Consider the following 16,870-nt stretch of genomic DNA (forward strand, 5'->3'; position numbering starts at 1 on the left):
CAAGATGGCCCGGCGGAACATTTCGCCGGGCCTCTTGTCATTCGCCTGCCGATTATCTCTTGTACCGATTGCAGCCATAACTACATTTCAGCGGCGGAATCACAACTATCCGTTTGGATTGATTGTCTTCCCGCGATTGACGGAACCGCGTCTGCCGATAATCTGCAGGCGGGCTCATAAGGGGAGACGTTTGCAATGGCCACGCTTCAATCGTTTGACAGCGAGATCGAAAAAACCAGGGGCATCGTGAAGGACATGCGCTCGAAGCTCGAGCAGTCCGGCATCGTCCTCGAGGAATTCGCGAAATCCGATGAAAAGCTCGGCAGCGCCGATTTCGACATCGAGAATGCGCGGCTCCAGGACGTCATCAACCAGCAGAAGGTGATGGAGGCGAACATCGCCGACCTGATCATCGGGCTCGAGGATGCGACCAATGTTTTCGGACAGGAGTTCGAAAGCATGAAGAGCATGACCGGTTTCGAAAAGTTCGTCGGCATCTTCTCCAAGCAGAAGGCGCAGCGCATGCGCACCGACCGCGTGCGCAACATGTCGCTGGCCGGGAACCTGCAGGATCTGCTCGGCAAGTCGGACGCGATCGTCGGCATCCTCAAGGAACAGCGCGCCGTCCTCGACGAGCGCTACAAGACCTCGGAGGCGAGCCTCGTGCAGGTGATCGAGCGCCGCAAGGCGACGATCGGCACGCTCGAAGAGACGCAGAAGCGCATCGACGAGCTCAATCCGATGCTGATGGATCTCGAAAACCGCATCGCTGCCTCGACCGATCAGGGTGAACGCACCCAGATCGAGGGCGAACGCTCGGCGATGGCGACGGAGTACAACCAGCTGCAGGCGCGTGAGCAGGAACTGCTTGCCGAGAGCCAGACGCTGGAACGCTACACGTCGATGTTCCAGACCTTCGTCGACTCGCTCAACAACCAGATCGCCGCCCAGAACACACTGATCAACAAGCTGACGATCGACACCGAGCAGCGCATCGTCCTCTACAAGGCGCTGGAAGATTCGCTGAAGACGGCGGCGCAGCAGGATGTGGCGCACAAGATCAACACGCTCGGCAGCAAGGTCGACACCGCCGCCGAGGAAACCATGGCCGGCATCGGCGCCGCCGCCCAGCGCCATATCGGTGATCTCCTCGAGATGCACGAGAAGAACATGCTGTCGACCCAGGACATCCAGCGCCGCAAGAAGCTCGCCGACGACGCCTTCGCCCGCCGCTTCCAGGCGGTGATGGACAAGCACAATTCGGCAAACTACGTGAAGCAGTAAGGCGTTCACACGGCACTCCGGACCCTCTCTCTGCGTGCAGGGGAGAGGGTTAGGGTGAGGGGCATTTGGAAATGAGCAATGGGTCACCCGCCACCGCGCATTATTTTGCGACGATCAAGGCGGCGCTTTCCGGGTTTGAGGCTTATGTGGAGCAGCGCGGGCCGAAAGGGCCTACCGATGGTTTCGCGGCGGGCGTGCTGGAGCCTTATCTCAAGCGGCTGATGGCATCCTTCTCCTGTTGGGAGACGCATGCGGGATTTGCCGAGCAGTTCCGCATTTCGCGCGCCGACAGCGGCTTTCCGGTATTCCAGAACGTGCTGGAGCTTGAAAACGACCGGGCCAGCGCCGAGAGCCGGCTCGCCTCCATCCCGCCGGCGCAGGCGCTGCGCGAGGAAATGGCGGATTTCATCCTGCGGCAGAAGAGCTTTCCGTCCGCCCTGCAGCAGCAGATGGCCGAGCGGACCTATCTGGAGCGGATCGGCGAGGGCGCCGTCTTCTCGCCGGCCGTCTTGCCGGATACGCTGCATGTCTCGGTCAATCCGAAGACCATGCGGCCAGTCTACCATGTCGCCTGGGGAATTTTCGACGGCAGCCAGACCCTGCCGATGGTCTACCTGGCGGCGATCGAGGATTCGTCGGAGGAAATGGTCAAGCTTCTGGTGACGAAGGACGGCAGGCTCAATCCGGATTCAGAAATCCCGCTGCCGGTCGGCGGGCTGCTCAATCCGCGGCTGGCCGTCCGGTTCGACGATTTCGTCGTTCGCAATGGCGCCTATTCGCTGACGCCGGCGACGATCGCGGTCAATCTCGACCAGGATTTTCCGGAGCTGCATCCGAAGGTGATGCGCCGGCTGGTGCTCGGGCCGCTCTATTCCGCCGGCATCACCGAGAACAACGGCAGGGTCAACGACGTTTTGTCCAAGGTCCGGAACACCGATAATGCCTGGATGTTCACCTGGACGATGCAGGAGATCTTTTCCAAGCGCGAGCGGCCGGAGAAGAAGGGCTTCTTCTCGACGGCGCCGGCGGCGGAGGAATTCCACATCGAGACGAACGACCTGGAGGCGACGCGCATGGGCGTCAGCGCCTATGAGAAACATGCCCTTGTGCCGCACGACGCCTATCAGGCGCTCTATGCTGCCGGAGAAGCCGACAGCATCTTCGGCAATTACAAGGTGCATGTGATTTCATCAAACAAGGTGATCAGCGAGGTTTGACCATGGCGAGCAGTACCGGACTGACCACGATCCACGAAGACGACATCGCCAAACACTTGACGGTCGCCCAAGGCATGGTGACGCGGCTCGTCATGATCGAGACCGGCGGTGCCGCGCCGTCGACGCCGCTTGCCGGCACCGGTCGGCGTTTCGTCTCCACCGTCTCCACCGGCGGCATGCGACGCACGCGCGAGGTCGAGCTGTCGAAGACCATCCAGTCGGTGAAGCCCGATGATCCTCTGATGTCGCCGGCCCAGCATACTCTTCTCTACCGGGCGCGGCGCGGGCTGCAGGTGGCGCTGGCGGTGGCTGAGATCTACGGCCGGCAGACCGCGCTCGAGGGTCTTATGGCGCGCAACATCTCGGCGCCGCTGCAGGGTGAGGAGGCGACCCATTTCAAGGCGCTGCTCGCCGCCCAGGCCTATGTCGCCGCCTTCACCTTCGCCGCCTATCTGGCGCGGACGCTTGCCGGTGAGGGTGAACCGGTCAACGACACGCACGAGCCGGATTACCTTTTCGACACACCGCAAGACGCACTGAAAAGCATGATCTCGGGTCTCGACACGGCGATTGCCGGCGGTGCCGACGAAATGGCGATGACGGCGCGGGCGCGGGCGTTTGCACGCGAGGCGATTGCCGGACTGATCGGCCGCAAGGCGCGCTTCACCGGCCTTTCCGCCTTCGAAGGCAATCACATCCGCATCGACCAGGACGATTTCACGCTCGACGGTTTCGATGTCGCGCCGGGCCAGACGCGCAAGCCGCTGGTCATGACCTTCAAGAAGCCGAACGAGATCATCGGCAACCACATTGCCAAATATCAGGCGATGAAGCTCGCCAAGATGCTGATGGCCTATGATTTCGACCGGCAGATGAACCCGTTCGTCGAGCTTGGCGGCTTTCTCTTCACCTTCATCGGCGACGGCATGCCGGGGACCGGCAAGACGATCCTGATCCAGATGGTGGCGGGTCTCCTCAACGATTACTGCCAGGTCGCAGGCTATGCCTTCCACTACGAGAATTTCGGCGTTGACCAGATTTCGTCCTATCAGGGCAAGTCCGGCCAGAACTGCAAGGAATTCATCAACAACGTGATGAACCCGCGGGCGATCGGTTTCGGCACGATCGACGATATCGACCAGGTCGCTGCGAGGCGCGCAGACGACCGGGCCTCCGCCGGTCAGCAGGAAGTGACCGCCGTCTTGATGGAGAGCTTTGCCGGTGCGTCGACCGTGGTGCGCGGCAATTGCTCCTTCGGCATGTTCTCCAACTATCCGGAAAACGTCGACGACGCGCTGCGCCAGCGCGCCGGCGCCCGCTGGCTGGTCGATGGTCCGCAGACGGAGGACGACTATATCGACATCTTCGCGCTCCTGATCGGCAAGAACCATTCGATCCCGCTCGGACAGCATAAACTTTTTGCCGGGCAGGAGATCAAGAAGGCCGTCTCCGAGGCCTATAAGGGCTACTCGCGTCCGCAGGAGGAGGGGCTCGTGGCCGTGTGGGACCGCTTCACGCGCGATCATGGTGAGCCGAAGTCGCTTGCCGATATCGGCGCCTACCTGCACATGATCAAGGTCGCCGAGCCGCGTTTCACCGGCCGGGCGATCAAGAACATCACTGACGCGATCAAGATGCGGGCAATGGATGTCGACCTGCCGGACGAATGGTTCGCGACGCCGGAAGCCTTCATGCACAAGAGCTACGACGAGAAGAAGGCGATGATCGAGGATCTGCGCGGGCCAATCACCCTCGACATGATCCTGCAGGAGATCAACCGCTACGCCGACAGCGAATTCCGCTACACCGACAAGTCGGACGATGCCGCCGTCTCCGACATTGTGCGCCGCGAGCGGCAGCGAGAGAAGGCCGTTCGCGAGATCGAGGCCATGAAGAAGGAAGGGCGCTGGCAGGAATGAAACGCCTTCTCGAAGCCGAACTGATCTATGGCAGGCTGCTCGACATCGCCGAGCCGCACCTGATCGCGCGCTACAACAAGGCGCTGAAGGGGTTCGGTCTGCCCGAGACGAAGCTCGACCGCTTTTCGATCGACATGACCGGATTTTCGCCGGACGTCGCGGCCGAGCTCGGCGACTGGGATTATCTCGATCCGAACAAGGTCAACCGCCGCTTCATCATCATGACGCCCGACCAGGAGAACCTGCCGGTCGTCCATACGAGCTTTTCCAACACCGCCGGGCTGATGCACGAATTCTACCTCGCCAACCGGCGGGCGATCACGGCAGTGACGATCAAGGATGCGCTTTACGGCGAGATCGAGGATTCGGTCGCCGAGGTCAAAAGCCTCGAAGATCTGCTGTCGATCAACGAGGTCCGCTTTCGTGTGCTCTCGGCGGAGGACCTGCTCGGCAAGGCTGGGGAGTTGCGCGCGCTTGCCGACCGGCTGACGACGGTTCCCGATGCCTGGCGCGACGACGCCATGCTGAACCGCATGGTCGAGCTCGCCAAGTCGACCGGAGACATCCGCCAGAATGCGCTGGTGCCCGACAAGCTGGTCTTCCGCCACGAGAGCTTCTGGGCGGACCATTTCGGCGGTGTCTACATCTTTTCCGACGAGCGCACGATCACGGTGATCTGCGATCCGGATGCGCCGGGCTTCCGTCGCTCGCGGCCCTGGCAGGTCAGCTATATTTCCGTCCACGATCACGCCCGCATCTACGAGTTCCTCGCCCGATCGGGCCGCATCGAGCTGCCACGGGCAAGCTGGGTGGAGGCGTCGGGTCTCTATCGCCACCGCGCCGACATGGCGCTGCAGACGCTGATTGCCAGGCTGGAGCCGCAGGCTGATTTCGAGCGCATCGATCCGATCTGGACGCAGACCTTTTTGCACAGAAACGCCGACGCCGTGATGGCGGAGGGGACCTACCCCTTCCTCGCCGGCATCCAGAAGACGATTGCGCAGACGGGCTCCATCCGGATGGAAGAGGTGGCGCCGGAGCGGCGTTTCGCGCTGTTGCGGGCAGCACCTGCCCATCCGGACATGTGGCTCACCAACCGGCTGATCGCGCAGCTGGTGCCGCAGGATTTCGTGTCCCGCTTCGTCTTCGACAAGCAGGGCTTCTACCGGAACTACGAGGATTTCCCGGAGAATTTCCGCGCGCATGTTGTGTCGGTGCTGACCGGCGCATATCTGAAAGACAAGAAAGCGTTCCGCAAGCGCCTTTACGGCATAGGAGACGACGTCAATGCTTGATCCGATCATCGAATTCTTCGAGCGCGGCTTCCGCGCCATAGGCCGCGGATTTGGCATGCTGGTGGCGTGGATCGTCTGGCCGTTTTTGGCGCTGGCGAGCTGGTACCGCCGCCGCCACTGGCTGGTGAAAGGGCCGGTCGGCCTCATGCTGATCGTGCTTGTCGGTCTTTACGGCTACTTCTTCTGGCAGACGCAGGTCTGGTCGGGCTTCAATCCGGAACTGGTCAAGAGCTACAATTTCGGATCGCGGACGCTGAGCGCAGGCGAGCCGGTTCCGGACAAGCCCGGCACCTGCGAGCCGTCGGCCGTCGTCCAGATTGCCTCCGATCTCACCGACTTCAACGTCAACCAGAATGCCTGGATTTCGTCGATGGTGCTCTACAAGGCCGGCCTGTTCGGCATGGATTGGGACAACACGCCGTTCCTCGACAACAAGGCGTCGTTCCAGCGTGGGGTGAACCAGGTGGTGCGCCGCACGGCCATCGAGCTTGTCGATGCGCTCGGCCGCGTGCGCGGCACGTCGAGCATCAACACCGACCTGCAGCGGGCGCGCGGCAATATCCAGTTTGACGAATACACCTGGTATTTCGGGCTGCATCCGTTCGGCTTCAAGACGCCGACGCCGAGCTTCTACCGCCAGGCGATCAAGGACTTCGACAAGTTCAACACCGACCTGGCGAGCTGCAACGCAACCTTCGACACGCGTGCCGACAACCTGATCCAGCTCTTCGACCGCATGGCGAGCGATCTCGGCAGCACGTCGGACATCCTGCGCAAGCGTTCGGAGGATTACAATGCGGGCTGGTTCGACACCCGCGCCGACGACCGTTTCTGGTTTGCCTATGGCCAGCTCTACGCGCAATATGCGGTGCTGTCGGCGGCCCGTTCCGATTTCGCGGATGTGGTCAAGGAGCGCAATCTCGGCGCGATCTGGTCGCAGATGGATGCGCAGTTCGAAGGTGCGCTGAAGATTCGCCCGGCGATCATTTCCAACGGCAGCGAAGCTGGCTGGATCATGCCGACGCATCTGGCGACGATGGGCTTCTATATTCTGAGGGTGCGGTCGAATCTCGTCGAACTGCGCTCGGTTCTGGACCGCTGAGGCAGGGGCAAGGAACTGCAGTGCTCTGAACATGCGACGGCCCGCTCAGTTTATCGGCGGGCCGAAGATTCTTTTCAGACAGTCGCCATGTTCTCGGCGCCGTCTCCGACGAAGCCGATGGCGCGAAGGCGCTCGAAGAATTCGTAGGTGATGCCGACCATCTCGCCGCGGCCGTCCGGCGTTTCGCGGTAGCGGCCGACGCTACGCAGAAACTTGAAGTTCTGATCGCCGCTCTTCAGGCGAAAGATCACGTGAAAGCTGTTTCTCTGCTCGATGCAGGTTTCGAGTGCCTGGACAACAAGCGTGTAGTCGTCCGGATGGATCTTGCTGTTGGCCTCGACCAGGTTCATCGGGCCCGTGGTGTATTCCATGCCGAACAGCGTGAAGATATCTTTCGTCGCGAAGAAATGACCTGTTTCCAGGTCCATTCGCCAGAAACCATAAAGCCGGTAGGCGGCCACGAGATCCACGATTTCCTTGTCGGAAATGCTGATATGGTCGCGGTCGGCGGTTTTTGAGGTCTCGTCGATATCTGTAAAACGCAATGGCACAGGCTGTTTCCTAGTTTCTATCACTCATACGAGTCGGCCTTGCCTTCGGATCTCATCAGATTGAAATTCCTTCGGTCCAGGCTGAGTTTGCTGATCGTACTTCTCCCACTATATGGAGGATACGCCCTGTCAAGACGCCTGAACATCCTTAAATCTTGCAATTACTATGTATTCCACCATTGCTGATCAGCAGATCAGTTCGGTGCTTTGAGTGGCCGTTCGTGCTATACTGTTTCAACACTTCGTTCTTCGGTCCGCATCCAAGGGAGAAAACGATGCTGAAGCAAATGGACGATCTGCCCGACGGAATTATCGGGTTCGAGGCGCACGGGAAACTCAAGGCGCACGACTATGAGACGGTGCTCATTCCCGCGGTTCTCAATGCGCTTGAAGACGGAAGGATGCGTTTCCTGTTCGTGCTGGCGGATGACTTTGCCGGGTTCGAACTCGGCGCGGTCTGGGACGACGCGGTTTTCGGTTTGAGGCACTATTTCGATTTCGAAAAGATCGCTGTCGTCACCTCCAGTTCGGTGATGGCCGCCATCATCCACTCGGTCGCCTTCATGATCCCGGCGGAAACGCATGTATTCAAGACGGAAAACCTCGAGAAGGCGACGGCTTGGCTTGCCTATGACAAGGATTTCACCAGCAATACCGAAACCCGCCACGCCGCTCTATGACGTCGAGATGAAGGTGTGTCTTGTGGGCTTCGTCGCTTGGCGGCCCCAGGACGGTGGTGAAGTCCAGGCAGGCCGCTTCGCGAACGGCGCGCTGAAACGCGCCGTCAAAGGTCGAATCTTTGCTGCGCGGTTCCACGGTGAGCGCTTTGCCGCCGGAGAACTTGAAAGAGGCGATGTCGATGGCATTGCCTCTGGCGTGTTCCGACAGCTTGCCTGTCGTGGCGCTGTTGCGGTTGCGGCAGATATAGCTTGACGCCTGGCCGAGCGTGGTGAGGCGGCCCGCCTTTGGAAAGGCCTTCTCCGACATGGGGATGACTGTGTCGCGCGTCCAGTGGGCAAGCGCCAAGGCGGCCTCGCAGCGAAGGGTCGCCGCCGGCTCGATCTTGACGCCGGGCAGGACGGCGGTGACCTCGATCGGCTTGTCGATACCGCAACCATCGCCGTCGTCGATCCGTTCCTTCTCGCTGAAGGCCGCGCCGATGGCCTTCAGGTCGCTGATGCAGGCGGCGTATGTGGCGGCATTTTCCTTTTCGACCGGAGGGGACGGGGGCGTCTTGGGAACAGTCTCTTCGGCCGGCTTCTTCTCGTCGTCGGTCTTTTCCCCGTTGTCAGCGCCTTTCTTCTGATCGTCCTTTGTCTCGGCGGGTGCTGCGTCGTCCGGGCTGGCCTTTTCGCCGGATGGCGGCGAGGCCTCCTCACGCATGGGGTTTTCCTTCGGGACAGGACCCGTCTCAGGCAATGCAGCCGAGATCAGCAGAAGTGCGGCTATCGTCAGAAGTCCGGCTTTCAGTGTCCTCATGCGTCGTCTCCATGCCCCGACCATGACCGGCTCCGGAAACGGAGCCATGGTCTCGTGTTTGCAACAAGGCAATGGTCGCCGCTGCTTGAACCACATGGTGGATGCAGGAAGACACTGTTGCATGGCTGCAACGCGCCAACGGCGGAAATGTTCAATTCCGGTACAGCATGGATAATTTGTTGACATAAAAACTCATGTTATTTATGTGGCGGAAATCAGGCGCTTTTCCGGTGCCTCGTCTCCCTGCCCAGCCAGCCCGGCATATGAAGATGCCTCAGCCAGCCCGGTCGATCCCATCGAAAGGACTAGCTCAATGCCGCTTCGCCCTGCGCATTCCTCGATACTTGCGCTGTCTGCCATTCTTCTTGCCTCGTCCGCCTGCATCGCTTCTGCGCAGGATGCACAGAAGACCGAGGATACGACCGAACTCGCCCCGATCGTGCTCAAGGGCAAGCGGGTGAAATCCGCAGTCGCCGAAACGCCGCTGGCCAGCGAGACGACGCGGGAGGAGATCGCCAAGAAGGACGTCGACAATCTCAACGATCTCGGCAACACCACGGAGCCGGGCGTCAGCTTCGTCGGCGCATCCGGCTCGGTCAACATCCGCGGTCTGGAAGAGGACCGTGTCCTGACGCTCATTGACGGTGTTCCCATCCCCTATGTCAGCGATCCGGTGCGCGGCTATGCGCTCGGCGGATCGGACAGCTACGACTTCTCGTCGCTCTCCGCCATCGACATCGTCCGCGGCGCGGATTCGTCGCGCGCCGGGTCCGGTGCGCTCGGCGGCGCCGTCGTGCTGCGTACGCTGGAACCGGAAGACCTGATCAGCGAGTACAAGGACTGGGGTGTCGTCGCCAAGACGACCTACGACAGTTCCGACCGTTCCTTCAGCGCCTCCGTCGCCGGCGCCAAGCGCGTTGGCGACACGTCGGTGCTCTTCCAGGGCAGCTACAAGAAGGGACACGAGACCGAGACGAAGGGCGACGTCGGCGGCTACGGATCGACGCGCACCGAGGCGAACCCCGAGGACTTCGATCGCGAGAACGTGCTCTTCAAGATCCGCCGCAAACTCGAGGGCGGCCATACGATCGGCCTGACCGCAGAGCACTACAACTATGATTCGACCACCGACCTGCGCAATCAGCAGGGCACGACCTATCGCCAGGACGACTACGACGACATCGACGATACGACCCGTACGCGCGTGTCGCTCGACTACCGGTTCGAGTCGGAGAGTACCGACAGCCTTATCGACAGTGCTTCGGCCACTCTTTATTGGCAGAAACTGCAGAAGTACGGCGGGGTGGAAGCGTACCGACTTAGCGCTCCGGCCGGCGACTACTGGCGCAAGAGCGACTATGACGACAAGTCCTTCGGCTTCACCGGCTGGGTGAAGGGTGGCTTCGAGACCGGCAGCCTGAACCACGAGGTTACCGTCGGCGGCAACGCATCGCTGGCGAAGACGACGCAGTACGAGACGGGTTACGACACGTGCGACACCTACGCCACCAAGCCAACCGCCTGCTCGTTCTATCACAACAACCAGGCTGACATGCCGGAAGTCTGGAGCACAAATCTGGGCATCTACGCCGACGACAAGATCAGCTTCGGCAACAGCAATTTCTCGCTCACACCGGGCTTGCGCTTCGACTGGTTCAACTACGACACGAAGGAAACGGCGGGCTACGAGAACAATGACGGCTATGACGGGCTGCCTGACGGAACCAGCGACTATCAGTTCTCGCCCAAGGTGAGAGCGTCCTGGCAGGTTCGACCGGATGTCGAGCTCTATGCGCAATGGGCGGTCGGCTTCAAGGCGCCGAGTGTCACGCAGATGTATCTCAACTACACCAATCCGGGCCGCTATCGGACAATCGGCAATCCCGATCTGGATGCGGAAACCAGCAATGGCTTCGAACTCGGCACCAACTTTGGCAATGAGGGCTTCGGCGGGCGGCTGGCCGGTTTCTACAATCGTTACCGCAACTTCATCGACAGCGAGACGACCATCACCTCCGACTTCCCGATGGGCAGCACGGAGTACTTCAACCGGAACCGTGTCCGCATCTATGGTGCCGAGGCCAATCTCCACAAGAACTTCGACAACGGCATCAATCTGCATGGCGCGCTGAGCTATGCGATCGGTGAGGATCTCGACACTGGCGAGCGCCTGGCTTCCGTGCCGCCGCTCAAGGTGGTCGCCGGCATCGGATATCAGCAGGAGGAATGGGGAACGGATTTCACCGTGATCGGCGTCAGCGGCGTTTCGGACAAGTCCACCGCCAATTTCAAGCCCGCCGGGTACGGCATCGTCAACGTGACCGGATGGTGGGAGCCCGCGAAGCTCAAGGGGCTGAGGGTACAGGCCGGCGTCTACAACCTGTTCGACAAGGAGTATTACGATGCGCTGGAGGTCAAGGATGTGAACGTCACATCGACTTCATCCAACCGTGCTTTCTACTCGGAGCCGGGACGCACGTTCAAAGTTTCGATTACCAAAACCTTTTAAACTTCAATATTTCATCAGTTGCGGGAGCGGCATGCATCATGCCGCTCCCTATTTTTTCAAAGCCGAAAAGCCGGTCTTGCTAAAGCCGGGGACACGCGCTAACAATTCGCCCCATGAACACGTCTTTGAACATCTGGAACTGGTGGTGGGCTCGCTGAGGCGGCCGCGACCAGTCGTGTCTTGAAGACGAAGACTTGTGAAGCCGCCCGGGATCCTTCAGGCGGCTTTTTTGTATTTTAAGCGCCTGATCACCCGGCCAGGGGAATGCTGGAGAGAAGAGAATGGTTACGATACTTCGCGATGACGGCGCGGAAGTCTACGAGACGAAGGGTGGCATCACCATCACCCGGCAGAAGATCGAGAAGCCTTACGCCGACGCGATCTCCGACTATATCGACATGATGGACGAGCGACGCGGTGCGGTGCTGTCGTCGAACTATGAGTATCCGGGCCGCTATACCCGCTGGGACACGGCGATCGTCGATCCGCCGGTCGGCGTTTCCTGCTTCGGCCGCAAGATGTGGCTCGATGCGTATAACGAGCGCGGCGAGGTGCTTCTGGCCTTCATCGGCGAAAAGCTCGCCGCCGTCGAGGACGTGACCATCGACCAGAGCACCGACCGCCGCATCGACCTGACGGTCAAGGAGCCGGATCGGGTCTTCACCGAGGAAGAGCGCTCGAAGATCCCGACCGTGTTCACCGTCCTGCGCGCCATTACGGATCTGTTCTTCTCCAAGGCCGACGACAATCTCGGTCTCTACGGCGCCTTCGGCTACGATCTCGCCTTCCAGTTCGACGCCATCAAGCTGAAGCTGGAGCGGGCAGGGGACCAGCGCGACATGGTGCTCTACCTGCCGGACGAAATTCTCGTCGTCGACAACTATTCGGCCAAGGCCTGGGTGCAGCGCTACGATTTCGAGAAGGACGGCCTGACGACCTTCGGCAAGGGCGGCACGATCGCTCCGGAACCGTTCAAGATGACGGATACGATCCCGCCGCGCGGCGACCATCGTCCGGGCGAGTATTCCGAGCTGGTCGTCAAGGCCAAGGAAAGCTTCCAGAAGGGCGATCTCTTCGAGGTCGTTCCCGGCCAGAAGTTCATGGAGCGCTGCGAGAGCAAGCCGTCGGCCATCTCCCGCCGCCTGAAGGCGATCAATCCGTCGCCCTATTCCTTCTTCATCAATCTCGGCAATCAGGAATACCTGATCGGTGCCTCGCCGGAAATGTTCGTCCGGGTCTCGGGCCGTCGCATCGAGACCTGCCCGATCTCCGGCACGATCAAGCGCGGCGACGATCCGATTGCCGATAGCGAGCAGATCCTGAAGCTCCTGAACTCCAAGAAGGACGAGTCCGAGCTGACCATGTGCTCGGACGTCGACCGCAACGACAAGAGCCGCGTCTGCGAGCCGGGGTCCGTCAAGGTCATCGGCCGCCGGCAGATCGAGATGTATTCGCGCCTGATCCATACGGTCGATCATATCGAGGGCCGTCTGCGTGACGACATGGACGCCTTCGACGGCTTCCTTAGCCACGCCTGGGCGGTCACCGTCACCGGCGCGCCGAAGCTCTGGGCGATGCGCTTCATCGAGAACCACGAGAAGAGCCCGCGCGCCTGGTATGGCGGGGCGATCGGCATGGTCGGCTTCAACGGCGACATGAACACCGGCCTGACGCTGCGCACCATCCGCATCAAGGACGGCATCGCAGAAGTGCGCGCCGGCGCGACGCTGCTATTCGATTCCAATCCGCAGGAAGAAGAAGCCGAAACCGAACTGAAGGCATCCGCCATGCTGTCTGCCATCCGTGAAGCCAAGGTCGGCAGCAATGCCAAGACGCAGCGCGACGTTGCCGCCGTCGGCAAGGGCGTCAACATCCTCCTGATCGACCACGAAGACAGCTTCGTGCATACACTCGCCAACTATTTCCGCCAGACGGGCGCGACGGTGACGACCGTCAGAACGCCGGTGCCGGAAGAGGTGTTCGACCGCATGAAGCCGGACCTCGTCGTGCTGTCGCCCGGACCGGGCAGCCCGCAGGACTTCGACACCAAAGCGACGATCAAGAAGGCGCGAGCCCGCGACCTGCCGATCTTCGGCGTCTGCCTCGGCCTGCAGGCGCTTGCCGAAGCCTATGGCGGGCAGTTGCGCCAACTGGCCATCCCCATGCACGGCAAGCCGTCGCGCATCCGCGTCCTCGATCCGGGCATCGTCTTCTCCGGCCTCGGCAAGGAGATCACGGTCGGCCGCTACCACTCGATCTTCGCAGATCCGGTGGCCCTGCCGGCCGAATTCATGATCACCGCGGAAAGCGAGGACGGAACTGTGATGGGCATCGAGCACACCAAGGAGCCGATCGCCGCCGTCCAGTTCCACCCGGAATCGATCATGACACTCGGTCACGATGCCGGCATGCGGATGATCGAGAACGTGGTGACGCATCTGGCAAAGCGGGCGAAGATCAAGGCCGCCTGAGTGCCTGCGAACAGAGAAGATGAAAAGGCGGCATCAAAGGCCGCCTTTTTCTTTTGATAGTGCAATCTGCCGCTTTGCTCTGCTGCGCTTGAATGCTATGCGGCGCGGGAGATCACGAAGTGGAGCCGGTCATGGCTGTCGAGCGCGAAAACCTGAAGCGGATCGCTTTCTGGGGCATCCCTCTTGCCTTCTTCGTGATGGGGCTGAAGCTGCTCGCCTGGTGGGTGACGGGTTCCGTCGCGCTGCTGTCGGATGCGCTGGAGTCGACGGTCAACGTCATCGCCGCCTTCATCGCCTATTTCGTCGTCGTCTATGCGCAGAAGCCGGCCGACGAGGATCACCAGTTCGGCCACTACAAGGCGGAATATCTCTCGGCGGTTGCCGAAGGCGTGATGATCGTGCTGGCGGCGCTGCTGATCGTCAACGAAGCGCTGCCGCATCTAAGCTCCCCGGAACTGCCTGCTGCACCGGCACTGGGTCTGGTGATCAATACGGCGGCTGCGGTCGTCAACGCCGCCTGGGCCTATCTGCTGATCCGCATCGGCAAGGCGCATCATTCCGCAGCACTGACGGCCGATGGCCAGCATATCCTCTCCGACGTCATCACCTCCGGCGGGGTGCTGGTCGGCCTGGTCGCGGCCATTCTCACAGGCTATGCCATCCTCGATCCGCTGATGGCGATCCTGGTGGCCGTCAACATCCTCTACCAGGGCTGGAAGGTGATTTCCCATTCGGTAAGCGGCCTTATGGACAAGGCCGTGACGGCGGACGAGGAGGCAGCGATCAAGCAGGCGATCTCGGACAATGCGAAGGGCGCGATCGACGTTCACGATCTGCGGACCCGCCGCGCCGGGCCGGCCGTCTTCGTCGACTTTCATCTGGTGGTCTCCGGGCAGATGCCGGTCGGCGAGGCGCATGACATCTGCGACCGGCTGGAAGATGCGATCCACAACGTGATCTCCGGCGCCAGCATCGCGATCCACGTCGAGCCGGAAGGCGAGAAGGCGCATGGTGTTCACGTCAATATCGGCAGGCGTCGCAGCCGCCACGCGGCGGCGGGCTGACCGGGGCTTCCATTCCGCGCCCGGCGGGTCTATGACACCGGCCAATTTCCAGACTTTGAGGCTTACCCATGTCCAAGACCGATGTTTCCGGGCTGACGCAGCTCGGCCAGACCGTATCCGCGCCGCAGACGCCGGAAGAGGCCGTTCTCGAGCGGGTTCCGAACGGCAATGAAGGCACGCAATATGTCGTGCGCTTCACCGCGCCGGAATTCACCTCGCTCTGCCCGATGACCGGCCAGCCCGATTTCGCCCACATCGTCATCGACTACGTTCCCGGCAAATGGCTGGTGGAATCGAAGTCGCTGAAGCTGTTCCTCACCGCGTTCCGCAATCACGGCGCTTTCCATGAGGATTGCTCTGTCTACATCGCCAAGCGTATCATCGACCTGCTCGAGCCGGAGTGGCTGAGGATCGGTGCCTACTGGTATCCGCGCGGCGGCATTCCGATCGACGTGTTCTGGCAGACCGGCGAGGCCCCGAAGGGTGTCTGGATACCGGACCAGGGCGTGCCGACCTATCGCGGGCGCGGCTGAGTTCTGATCAACGGATTGCAACGGGAAAGAGATCGGCATGACGAAGACCGGCAGGCGAATGAGGCTCACCGAGACGCATCTCCGCCATGTAGCCCGCGTCATGGACGATCCCGGTCCGCAGTTGATCGAAGGGTTTCGCACCGCAACCGATGCCGACTACGCCAAAGATGTGGACGCCATTCTGGCCTCGCGTCCGAATGATGGCGTCTGGCTTTTCGGCTATGGATCGCTGATCTGGAATCCCGAGACTGCCTATACTGAAAAGCGGCCGGCGACTGCGCTTGGCTGGCATCGACGCTTCTGCCTCGGATGGGACTATCGCTATCGCGGCTGCCGGGAAACGCCGGGCGTGATGCTGGCGCTCGATCGCGGCGGGCAATGCCGCGGCATGGCCTACCGGCTGCCGGACGACGGGCTCGAGGCCGAACTGCACAAGCTCATCCGCCGCGAGGTCAGCATGGTGCCGTCGGCCTTTCCCTGGCGCTGGATCGACGTCGTCACCGACGAGGGCAGGGTCCGGGCCCTGACATTCGCCATGAACCGCAAGAGCGGGCGTTATATCGTCTGCGAGGACGACGCAGAACTTGCGGCCATTCTCGCCCGGGCCAGCGGCTTTCGCGGGTCGATGGCGGAATATGTGTTCAATACCGTCTCGCACCTTGAGCAATTGGGCATTCGCGACCGGAACCTCTGGCGGCTGCAGGCGCTGATCGCCGACGAGATCGAACGGCAGCCCGATTTTCCGACATCGGTCTGACCGGAAAATGAAAACGGGGGCTCGAAGCCCCCGTTTCGCGTATTTGGATCCGGTTGGTTCGGCTTATGCCATCATCAGGGCAATGCCGCCGATGGCCGTTGCGCCGCCGAGCAGGCGGGCGACGGTCTGGTAGCGGCCGAGCAGCGTGCCGAGGCCGATGCCGGCGGCATGCAGCGCGATCGTCGAGGCGATGAAGCCGGCGGCAAACGGCAGGGCGCCGGCGCCGTGCATTTCGGTGCCATGGGCAAAGCCGTGGAAGAGGGCGAAGACGGCAACGACGGCGGCGGAAGCGGCGGTCGGCATCTTCACCGCCATGGCGACGAGGAGGCCGAGGCCGATGACGGAGGCAAGGATCGCCGGTTCGACGAAGGGCAGGGCGATGCCGGAGATCGACAGCAGGAAGCCGAGCGCCATCGTCGAGACGAAGGCCGCCGGAACGATGAGCCTGGCACGGCCGCCGATCATCGAGGCCCACAGGCCGACGGCGACCATGGCGAGGATGTGGTCGGCACCCGACAGCGGATGCGCAAGGCCGGTCATCGCGGAAAGATGTTCGCTGCTGATATGTGCGAAGGCCGGTGCTGCTGCGGCGGCGAAAATGGCGGCGGTGATGGAAATTCTTTTCAACATGATGTCCCTCGTTTTGGTCGACATGGCGCCCGAGAACCGGTCGCGCCTGACCCCGTCTT

The 16,870-nt window shown here is 61.5% G+C and carries 14 protein-coding genes; 11 read left to right on the forward strand and 3 right to left on the reverse strand.

Going from position 1 to position 16,870, the window contains the following annotated elements:
• Positions 1 to 195: 195 nt before the first annotated feature.
• From ACU5AY_RS04320 to ACU5AY_RS04340, 5 genes are all read left to right on the forward strand, one after another.
• Entirely contained in the window at positions 196 to 1,284 is a 1,089-nt protein-coding gene (locus tag ACU5AY_RS04320) for a hypothetical protein (RefSeq protein WP_446828145.1), read from the forward strand.
• A gap of 71 nt (positions 1,285 to 1,355) precedes the next feature.
• Positions 1,356 to 2,501 carry a hypothetical protein gene (locus ACU5AY_RS04325; protein ID WP_446828146.1) on the forward strand — a complete coding sequence of 382 codons (1,146 nt, stop codon included), beginning with the start codon at positions 1,356 to 1,358 and terminating at the stop codon, positions 2,499 to 2,501.
• Between the two features lie 2 nt (positions 2,502 to 2,503).
• On the forward strand, positions 2,504 to 4,420 hold the full coding sequence (locus ACU5AY_RS04330; RefSeq protein ID WP_446828147.1) for an AAA family ATPase: 1,917 nt from the start codon (positions 2,504 to 2,506) through the stop codon (positions 4,418 to 4,420).
• Positions 4,417 to 5,715, forward strand: a complete 1,299-nt coding sequence (locus tag ACU5AY_RS04335; RefSeq protein ID WP_446828148.1) for a DUF6638 family protein — start codon at positions 4,417 to 4,419, stop codon at positions 5,713 to 5,715. Before ACU5AY_RS04330 ends, ACU5AY_RS04335 begins: the two co-directional genes overlap by 4 nt.
• Positions 5,708 to 6,817, forward strand: coding sequence for a DUF2333 family protein (locus tag ACU5AY_RS04340; protein WP_446828149.1), 1,110 nt, complete (start codon positions 5,708 to 5,710; stop codon positions 6,815 to 6,817). The genes ACU5AY_RS04335 and ACU5AY_RS04340 overlap by 8 nt, the downstream gene beginning before the upstream one ends.
• 74 nt (positions 6,818 to 6,891) lie before the next feature.
• Here the strand turns inward: ACU5AY_RS04340 and ACU5AY_RS04345 are convergent, their stop codons facing one another.
• Positions 6,892 to 7,362 (reverse strand): diguanylate cyclase, encoded by a 471-nt coding sequence (locus ACU5AY_RS04345; RefSeq protein WP_446823558.1) that lies wholly within the window; start codon positions 7,360 to 7,362, stop codon positions 6,892 to 6,894.
• A 281-nt stretch (positions 7,363 to 7,643) separates the two neighbouring features.
• Here ACU5AY_RS04345 and ACU5AY_RS04350 point away from each other — a divergent pair, with 281 nt between their 5' ends.
• Positions 7,644 to 8,048 (forward strand): STAS/SEC14 domain-containing protein, encoded by a 405-nt coding sequence (locus ACU5AY_RS04350; protein ID WP_446828150.1) that lies wholly within the window; start codon positions 7,644 to 7,646, stop codon positions 8,046 to 8,048.
• On the opposite strand, the gene ACU5AY_RS04355 is transcribed toward ACU5AY_RS04350, so the two are convergent.
• Positions 8,011 to 8,847, reverse strand: a complete 837-nt coding sequence (locus ACU5AY_RS04355; protein ID WP_446828151.1) for an extensin family protein — start codon at positions 8,845 to 8,847, stop codon at positions 8,011 to 8,013. The genes ACU5AY_RS04350 and ACU5AY_RS04355 overlap by 38 nt on opposite strands.
• A gap of 313 nt (positions 8,848 to 9,160) precedes the next feature.
• Here ACU5AY_RS04355 and ACU5AY_RS04360 point away from each other — a divergent pair, with 313 nt between their 5' ends.
• The 5 genes from ACU5AY_RS04360 (at position 9,161) to ACU5AY_RS04380 (ending at position 16,181) form a co-directional block, all read left to right on the forward strand.
• On the forward strand, positions 9,161 to 11,356 hold the full coding sequence (locus tag ACU5AY_RS04360; RefSeq protein WP_446828152.1) for a TonB-dependent hemoglobin/transferrin/lactoferrin family receptor: 2,196 nt from the start codon (positions 9,161 to 9,163) through the stop codon (positions 11,354 to 11,356).
• A gap of 281 nt (positions 11,357 to 11,637) precedes the next feature.
• Complete coding sequence (locus ACU5AY_RS04365; protein WP_446828153.1) at positions 11,638 to 13,827, forward strand: anthranilate synthase; 2,190 nt, start codon at positions 11,638 to 11,640, stop codon at positions 13,825 to 13,827.
• 131 nt (positions 13,828 to 13,958) lie between these two features.
• Positions 13,959 to 14,891: a cation diffusion facilitator family transporter gene (locus tag ACU5AY_RS04370; protein ID WP_446823563.1), complete on the forward strand. Its 933-nt coding sequence runs from the start codon at positions 13,959 to 13,961 to the stop codon at positions 14,889 to 14,891.
• A gap of 68 nt (positions 14,892 to 14,959) precedes the next feature.
• Positions 14,960 to 15,424: a preQ(1) synthase gene (queF, locus tag ACU5AY_RS04375; protein ID WP_446828154.1), complete on the forward strand. Its 465-nt coding sequence runs from the start codon at positions 14,960 to 14,962 to the stop codon at positions 15,422 to 15,424.
• A gap of 37 nt (positions 15,425 to 15,461) precedes the next feature.
• Positions 15,462 to 16,181 carry a gamma-glutamylcyclotransferase gene (locus ACU5AY_RS04380; protein WP_446828155.1) on the forward strand — a complete coding sequence of 240 codons (720 nt, stop codon included), beginning with the start codon at positions 15,462 to 15,464 and terminating at the stop codon, positions 16,179 to 16,181.
• Between the two features lie 63 nt (positions 16,182 to 16,244).
• On the opposite strand, the gene ACU5AY_RS04385 is transcribed toward ACU5AY_RS04380, so the two are convergent.
• A complete protein-coding gene (locus tag ACU5AY_RS04385; RefSeq protein ID WP_446828156.1) occupies positions 16,245 to 16,811 on the reverse strand; it encodes a HupE/UreJ family protein in 567 nt (188 codons plus the stop codon).
• Positions 16,812 to 16,870 lie beyond the last annotated feature (59 nt).

This window comes from Rhizobium sp. PAMB 3174, from assembly GCF_052908375.1.